The sequence below is a fragment of the Cryobacterium sp. TMT1-62 genome, from assembly GCF_004403145.1.
Lineage (GTDB): Bacteria > Actinomycetota > Actinomycetes > Actinomycetales > Microbacteriaceae > Cryobacterium > Cryobacterium sandaracinum.
The window spans coordinates 168,538-175,445 of the sequence record NZ_SOGZ01000031.1; the positions used below are offsets into that span (position 1 = coordinate 168,538).

Consider the following 6,908-nt stretch of genomic DNA (forward strand, 5'->3'; position numbering starts at 1 on the left):
CCCGAACGAATTCGACGGAGATTCTGGCCAAATCGGGTTCAAACAGTTGGAAAGAGCGCTCTCAGCACAAAATCTCCGTCGAATTGGTTCGACACCGAGGGCGGGATGCCAGCTGTGCGGAAAGCGTCCACGCGGTGCGGTCGACTCGCACCTGCCGCAGTGAAATAACCAATCGTCAGGACTGACCCGGTTAGCGCACGACCGGCCGGGCCGTGGTGCCGCGCACGGCAGACCAGACGACGATGACGCCCGCGAGCACCATGGTGACCAGCCCGAGCCCGGAGTAGCCGATCGCGCTCAGGATCAGGCCGGCCAGGGCTCCGCCGAGGGCACCGGCCCCGTTCATCGATAGGTCGGAGAAACCCTGCAGGGCGGCGCGGTCGTGCACGCCCACCACCTCGGCGATCAGCGCCGAGCCGGCGACGACGGATGCCGACCAGCCCAGTCCGAGCAGGATCAGCCCCACCGTCATGGCAGTTTGTGACTCCCCGGCCAGCCAGAAGATCGCCAGCGAGACCAGCAACAGGCTCTGGCCGATGAGGATGACGGGCATCCGTCCCAGCCGGTCGGCCAGCCAACCGAAGACGGGCGAGAGCGCGTACATGCCGGCGACGTGGAAACTGATGGTCAGCCCCACCAGCGTCAGGGTGGCGCCGTGGTCGCGCAGGTGCACCGGGGCCATCGACATCAGGGCGACCATGGTGGCGTGGCTGCAGGCGATCACGACCACTGCGAAGCGGGCCTGTGGGTTGACGCGCACGATGGCCAGGCCGCCGCGCCGCGTGCCGCCGACGGGGTCGACCTCGCGTGCGGCGAGGGCGGTGAGCAGCGGGTCGGGGCGGAGTCCGACCGTGTAGACAACGGCCGCGCCGACCGTGGCGATCAGGGAGAAGGCGAAGGCACCGGTCAGAGGGGGCAGGCCGAGGGCCCTTCCCACGGTCTCGCCGGGGCCGAACAGGTTCGGGCCGAGCACGGCGCCGATGGTCGTCGACCAGACCACGATGGACAGGTCGCGCGCCCGGAATTGTGTGCTTGCGAGGTCGGTGGCGGCGAAGCGGGCCTGCAGATTCGTGGCCGATCCGGCGCCGAGGAGCATCAGGGCCAGCAGGAGCAGCGGGAAGATGTCGACCGTGACCGAGGTGATGGCGAGAACAGCGCCGGAGCCGGCGATGAGCGAGCCGGTCGCGAGGGAGCGGCGGCGCCCGCGGCGCTGGGCCAGGCGGGCCAGCGGTACGGCCACGAGGGCGGCGCCGAGGGTGCTCATGGTGGCGGCCATGCCCGACCAGGCGCTGGAGCCGGAGAGCTGCGCGGCCAGCAGGGCGCCGAGGGAGAGCGTCGCGCCCATGCCGATGCCGCCGAGGATCTGGCCTGCGATGAGCACCCGCACGACCGTGCGCTGCAGCGGCGTGTGGTCGGCGGGCGCGGGCGCGGGGCGGGCGTCCGGGGTCACGGGCGCGGGCGCATCCGGATTGGTGGACATCGGACTCCCTTGTGGCATGTGCGCTGGGGTTTCAGCATACCCCAGGGGGTAATTAGACTTCGACGACGAGCAGGGTGTCGAGGGCGAACGTGACGGCGCCGCCGTCGCCGGGGGCCTCCGGGTCGGTGGCGAGGTCGCGGCGGATGGTCTCGCAGCGCACGACCCGGGAGGCACCCGGGCTTGCGGGGTCGATGCAGGAACGCAGCAGCTCGGGCGAGTAGAGGATGGCCGGATCGCCTGGTCCGGGGGCCCCGGTCGCGAGGTTGGTCTGGTCGTGCCCGAGCGCGACCAGGTGCCCGCCGGGGGAGAGCCACCCGGCGGCGCGGGCCAGCACGGCGCGCAAGGCGGGCTCGGGCAGGTGCAGGTACATCACGGTGACCAGGTCGAAGCTTTCGCCTGTCGGATCCCAGGTCGTGGCGTCGCCGACCTGCCAGTCCACCGACACGCCTGCCTCGGCGGCGTGCGCTTCGGCCAGGCCGACGGCTTCGGCGGAGAAGTCGACCGCCGTGACCGTCCAGCCGTGGCCGGCCAGCCAGATCGCGTTGCGACCGTCGCCGGTGGCCAGATCCAGCGCACGCCCCGGCGGGAACGGGCTCACGGTGTCCTGCACGATCTGTGCCGGCAGAGCCGACCACAGACGTCCGGCCTGGCCGGCCTGTGCCTCACGGGCGAGGCGGTAGCGGGTGTCCCATTCGGTGGCGTCCATGGCGTGTCCTCTCGGCGGGCATCCGTCGGTGTGAACGGATGCTGCGCGATGGCCAGTTTCGCACGGAAGCGGCGGCTCAGCGGGAGAGCGCTGCCAGCTCGGCCCGGGTGGAAGCACCCACCTTGCGCAGCAGGTTGGCGACGTGGAACTTGACCGTGTTCTCGCTGATCGAGAGCGTCTCGGCGATCGCCCGGTTGCGGGCGCCGGAGGCGACCAGCTCGAGCACGCCCTTCTCGCGCGGGCTCAGACCCCACGCGGCGGCGGCCGTGAGCGGTGCGAGCGGCACGTCGAGGGGGAGGGTGACGGTCATTTCGGACCCCCAGCCGGTCGTCGCCTCCAGCCGCAGCGAGCCGTTCAGTGCGGCCACCCGGCTCGTCAACCGGCTGACGCTCGGGCTGTCCGGGGTGAGGTCGCCGGAGCCGTCGTCGCGGATGTGGATCAAAAGGTTGCTGCCGTCGCAGTCCCAGTGCACGCGCACGCGGGCCACCCCGGCCTGCTCGACCAGAGCCAGGACCGCGCCGCGCACGATGGCCCGGGCGGCGTGGGCCACCTCGCCGGGCAGGGCCCGGCCGTTCACGGGCGGCTCGATGAACTGCACGTCGAGGTCGCCGAAGCGCACGAGCGGGCGCAGGTCGTCGCGCAGGCGTTCGAAGGCCCGAGCAACGGGCTCCTCGGTGAGGGACCGGTCGAGGTCGGAGACGGCGCGCAGCGCCACCATCGCCGTCGCGGCCAGGTCGATCGCGGTTTGCCGGGCCGAGGCGTCGCTCGTGTTCCGGGAGCGGAGCACGGCGAGCAGGGACTCGAGCGTGGTCGCCTGCGTGTCGGTCAGGTCGGCGACGACCCGGGCGCGCTCGGCGGCGGCCGAGCGGGAGTCGAACGGCTCGATCGAGGGGGCTGGGCGCTGACTATTCACCTCAGCATCCTACCGGAGGCGCGTTCAGCCATCCGTTCGGGTAGGTGCACCGCCCGTTCGGTGGGCCTCCTGCCCGCCCGAAAGAGTGGACCATAAGGGGATGCCTTCTTGCACCGACACCCCCGTGACACTGACCGTGACCGAATCGCTCGCCGCCATCGCGGCCGAGAACGCCGGGATCGTGCGCCAGCTCCTGACGACGGCGACCACGAACAGCGCGAACACCACGAACAGCGCGAACAGCACTGACGACACGGCCGGCCTCCCGACCCTCGACCAGGCTGCGGCCGCCCTGCGGGGAGCCCGGCGCGTGTTCGTTCTCGGCGCGGGCCGGTCCGGCCTGGCCCTGCGCATGACCGCGATGCGGCTGATGCACCTCGGGCTCGACGTGCACGTGGTCGGCGAGGTCACCACCCCGGCGATCGCGGCCGGCGACGTGCTGCTGGTAGCGAGCGGGTCCGGCGCGACGGCCGCCGTCGTGCGCGCGGCCGAGACCGCCGCGGCATCCGGTGCCCGGGTAATCGCGATCACCACCGCTCCGGACTCCCCGCTCGCCGCGCTGGCCGCGGTGACCGTGGTCGTGCCGGCCGCCCAGAAGCAGGACCACGACGAACTCCGGTCGCTGCAGTACTCGGGCGCGCTCTTTGAACAGACCGTCGTCGTGCTCGGCGACGCGATCTTCCACAGCCTGTGGAAGGCATCCGGGGCCACGGCCGACGATCTGTGGCCGCGGCACGCCAACCTCGAATAACGCTTTTCACTCACTCAGACCTATCAGACCTCACCAGACGTCACCAGAACCGGAAAGAAGACCATCATGAAGCTTCAAGTCGCCATGGACGTACTCACCACGGATGCGGCCCTCGAGCTGGCCGCGAAAGTTGCACCCTACGTGGACATCATCGAGCTCGGCACCCCGCTGATCAAGGCGGAGGGCCTGCGTGCCGTGACCGCCATCAAGGCCGCTCACCCCGACAAGACGGTCTTCGCCGACCTCAAAACGATGGATGCCGGTGAGCTCGAGGCCGACCTGGCGTTCACCGCCGGCGCCGACCTGGTGACCGTGCTCGGCACGGCCGGGGACAGTACCATCGTCGGGGCCGTCGCCGCAGCCACGAAGCATGGCAAAGGCGTCGTCGTCGACCTGATCGGCGTCGCCGACAAGGTGACGCGGGCCCGCGAAGTGACAAAGCTCGGCGCCGTCTTCGTCGAGATGCACGCCGGCCTTGACGAGCAGGCGGAGCCCGGCTTCTCGCTCTCGACTTTGCTCAACCAGGGTGAGACCGCCCGGGTTCCGTTCTCCCTGGCCGGCGGTGTGAGCGTCGCCACCATTGCCTCCGTGCAGCGTGCCGGGGCCCGGGTCGCCGTCGCCGGCGGCGCCATCTACGGCGCGGAGGACCCGGCCGCCGCGGCGGCCGCCCTGCGCGCCGCCATCATCTAGCCACCCCGGAGTCCGCGCCGGAGTTGGCGCGGGAGTCCGCGTGGATACGGAAAAAGCACCCTCGTTTCGAGACGAGGGTGCTTTCTCGTGGGGGCAGGGAGGGGGGGTGTCAGCCGAGTAGCATCTTGCCGAGCGTGTCAGCGGAGTAGACGGTCGCGGTCGCCTCGGCGGCCTCGGACGGGGAGCCATAGCCCCACTCCACGAGGATGGCCGGCACGCCGTGGGCGGCCGCACCTTCCGCGTCGTAGCGGCGGTCACCGACCATGACGGGCTGGCTGAGGTCGGCACCGGCGGCGGCGAGGCGCTCGAGGGCCTCCGCCACGACGTCGGCCTTGGAACTGCGCGTCTCGGTGTCGGTGGAGCCCACGATGGCGGTGAAGTACTGTGCCAGGTCGAAGTGCTCGAGCACCGCGATCGCATTGTGCTGGGTTTTGCTGGTGGCCACGGCCATCGGAATCTTCGCCGCGTGGATGCGCTCGAGGAGCCCGGCGACGCCCGGGAAGATGGCGGTGTCCAGCAGGTGCTTGCCCTGGTCGTCGGCGCGGTAGACGGCGACAGCCTCGGCGGCCTCCTCCGGTGTCATTCCCGCGTACTCGCGGAAAGCGGCCAGCAGAGGCGGCCCCACGTAGGCCAGTAGTTCCGCGTCGGCGGGAACCGGGCGGCCCAGCACGGCGAAGGTGCGGGCGAGGGCATTGGTGATGGCCGGGGCGGAATCGGTGATCGTTCCGTCAAGGTCAAATATGATGGCACTCCACGTGCGGGTCAATGTCGAAATCACAGGCTAATACTAGGGGTCGGGAGTCGATCCATCGCATGAATTTAAAGAAAAATAGGAGTAATACGCTTTCGCGCGGGCCGCCAGCCCCTAAAAGAGTTTCGATTGTGTGTCGTCGAGTCCGCGCATGGCGTCGTAGTCGAGAACGAGGCAACGGATGCCCCGGTCCTCGGCCAGGGTGCGCGCCTGCGGCTTGATGATCTGTGCGGCGAAAACCCCGATCACCGGCGCAAGATGCGGGTCGCGGTTCATGAGTTCGAGGTAGCGCGTGAGCTGTTCGACCCCGTCGATGTCGCCGCGCCGCTTCAGCTCCACGGCGACGGATCCGCCCGTGGAGTCGCGCGCCAGGATGTCGACCGGGCCGATCGCCGTCATGTACTCCCGGCGCACCAGGATATGGCCGTCGCCGAGCAGGTGGATGTGCTCGGCCAGCAGCTTCTGCAGGTGGGCCTCGACGCCGTCCTTGATCAGCCCGGGGTCGATGCCGAGCTCGTGGGCGGAGTCGTGCAGCACCTCGTAGATGCTGACGATGAGCTGATCGGCGGTCTTGGCGTGGGTGACCGTCCAGACGGCCGTGACGCCGGCCTCCGTCTGGTCGTCATCGGGCCAGGACAGCGCCAGGCTGCACGGCGGGCTCATCCAGTTGAGCGGCTTGTACGAGCCGCCGTCGGAGTGCACGAGCACGCTGCCGTCCGACTTGATCATGAGCAGGCGGGTGGCCAGCGGCAGATGCGCGCTCAGTCTCCCGGCGTAGTCGACGGAACATTTCGCAATCACAAGGCGCACGGTTCGAGCCTAACCGCGCCGCGGCATACGTTCGCCCACCCTCGACGAACCTCCCGCGCCCCGGGTCCGAACCAATTCGACGGAGATTTTGCCGTTTCGGCTTGAAACAGCCCCAAAACCGGCCTCTAGCGCCAAAATCTCCGTCGAATTCGTTAGGCGGCGGGGGCGCTGGTGCGCTCGCGCGCGGCGGGGGCGGCCAGGCCCGCCAGAACCATCAGCGCCAGGATCAGGAACAGGGCGTTCAGGATGCCCCAGGCCTCCCCGAGCAGGCCGAGCACGGGCGGGCCCACGAGGAACGCGAAGTAGCCGATCATGGCGACGGCGCTCACTCGGGCGGCGGCGTTCTGCGTGTCGTCGGCGGCGGCCGACATGCCCACCGGGAAGCCGAGCGACGCGCCGAGACCCCAGAGCACCGTGCCGGTGTAAAGCAGCCCCTCGTTCGGCGCGAGGATGAACAACACCAGGCCCAGGATGCCCAGCGCGGCGCAGGCGCGCAGCACCGGTACCCGCCCGAACCGGTCCAGGATCGGCCCGCCGAACACTCGGCCGACGGTCATCGCCGTCACGAAGACGCCGAAGATGATGGCGCCCTCCGTGTTGCTCAGCCCGTGCCCGTCGACGGCGGCCAGGGCCAGCCAGTCGTTGGCCGAGCCCTCGGCGAAGGTCATGCCCAGCACGATCGTGCCGATCAGGAGGATCCTCGTGTCACCCCACGCGGACAGGCCGACGCGCAGGCGCTCCCGCCACGGCGGCGCAGGGCGCGGCCCGGCCTCCGCCGTTCCCGGCGCGACGCCCGGCTCCGCGCCC

Annotated in this window: 8 protein-coding genes; 2 read left to right on the forward strand and 6 right to left on the reverse strand. The window is 70.3% G+C overall.

Annotated features, from left to right (window positions below; genetic code table 11):
* Positions 1 to 190 precede the first annotated feature (190 nt).
* The 3 genes from E3T34_RS09005 to E3T34_RS09015 all read right to left on the reverse strand — a co-directional run bounded on the left by E3T34_RS09005 (position 191) and on the right by E3T34_RS09015 (position 3,099).
* Complete coding sequence (locus E3T34_RS09005) at positions 191 to 1,480, reverse strand: MFS transporter (RefSeq protein ID WP_134342769.1); 1,290 nt, start codon at positions 1,478 to 1,480, stop codon at positions 191 to 193.
* A 52-nt stretch (positions 1,481 to 1,532) separates the two neighbouring features.
* Positions 1,533 to 2,186 carry a bifunctional 2-polyprenyl-6-hydroxyphenol methylase/3-demethylubiquinol 3-O-methyltransferase UbiG gene (locus E3T34_RS09010; protein WP_134342770.1) on the reverse strand — a complete coding sequence of 218 codons (654 nt, stop codon included), beginning with the start codon at positions 2,184 to 2,186 and terminating at the stop codon, positions 1,533 to 1,535.
* A gap of 76 nt (positions 2,187 to 2,262) precedes the next feature.
* Positions 2,263 to 3,099, reverse strand: coding sequence for a LuxR C-terminal-related transcriptional regulator (locus E3T34_RS09015; RefSeq protein WP_104100580.1), 837 nt, complete (start codon positions 3,097 to 3,099; stop codon positions 2,263 to 2,265).
* Between the two features lie 100 nt (positions 3,100 to 3,199).
* Here E3T34_RS09015 and hxlB point away from each other — a divergent pair, with 100 nt between their 5' ends.
* Together hxlB and hxlA are read left to right on the forward strand one after the other, a co-directional pair.
* Complete coding sequence (gene hxlB, locus E3T34_RS09020) at positions 3,200 to 3,850, forward strand: 6-phospho-3-hexuloisomerase (RefSeq protein WP_134342771.1); 651 nt, start codon at positions 3,200 to 3,202, stop codon at positions 3,848 to 3,850.
* 66 nt (positions 3,851 to 3,916) lie between these two features.
* On the forward strand, positions 3,917 to 4,540 hold the full coding sequence (hxlA, locus tag E3T34_RS09025) for a 3-hexulose-6-phosphate synthase (protein WP_104100578.1): 624 nt from the start codon (positions 3,917 to 3,919) through the stop codon (positions 4,538 to 4,540).
* Between the two features lie 109 nt (positions 4,541 to 4,649).
* Here hxlA and E3T34_RS09030 read toward each other — a convergent pair whose 3' ends face one another.
* From E3T34_RS09030 to E3T34_RS09040, 3 genes are all read right to left on the reverse strand, one after another.
* The gene (locus E3T34_RS09030) at positions 4,650 to 5,318 is read right to left on the reverse strand and encodes an HAD hydrolase-like protein (protein ID WP_104169262.1); all 669 of its coding nucleotides are present in this window, start codon (positions 5,316 to 5,318) and stop codon (positions 4,650 to 4,652) included.
* 87 nt (positions 5,319 to 5,405) lie between these two features.
* Positions 5,406 to 6,101, reverse strand: a complete 696-nt coding sequence (gene nucS / locus E3T34_RS09035; protein WP_104100577.1) for an endonuclease NucS — start codon at positions 6,099 to 6,101, stop codon at positions 5,406 to 5,408.
* Positions 6,102 to 6,253: 152 nt separating this feature from the next.
* Positions 6,254 to 6,908, reverse strand: a 655-nt coding sequence (locus E3T34_RS09040) for a sugar MFS transporter (protein ID WP_134342772.1), incomplete at its 5' end; no start/stop codon positions are given.

Excerpts from the sequence above, each read along its gene's own strand:
- E3T34_RS09005 (WP_134342769.1), bottom strand. The coding sequence starts at position 1,480 with ATGTCCACCAATCCGGATGCGCCCGCGCCCGTGACCCCGGACGCCCGC.
- E3T34_RS09010 (WP_134342770.1), bottom strand. The coding sequence starts at position 2,186 with ATGGACGCCACCGAATGGGACACCCGCTACCGCCTCGCCCGTGAGGCA.
- hxlB (WP_134342771.1), top strand. The coding sequence starts at position 3,200 with ATGCCTTCTTGCACCGACACCCCCGTGACACTGACCGTGACCGAATCG.
- hxlA (WP_104100578.1), top strand. The coding sequence starts at position 3,917 with ATGAAGCTTCAAGTCGCCATGGACGTACTCACCACGGATGCGGCCCTC.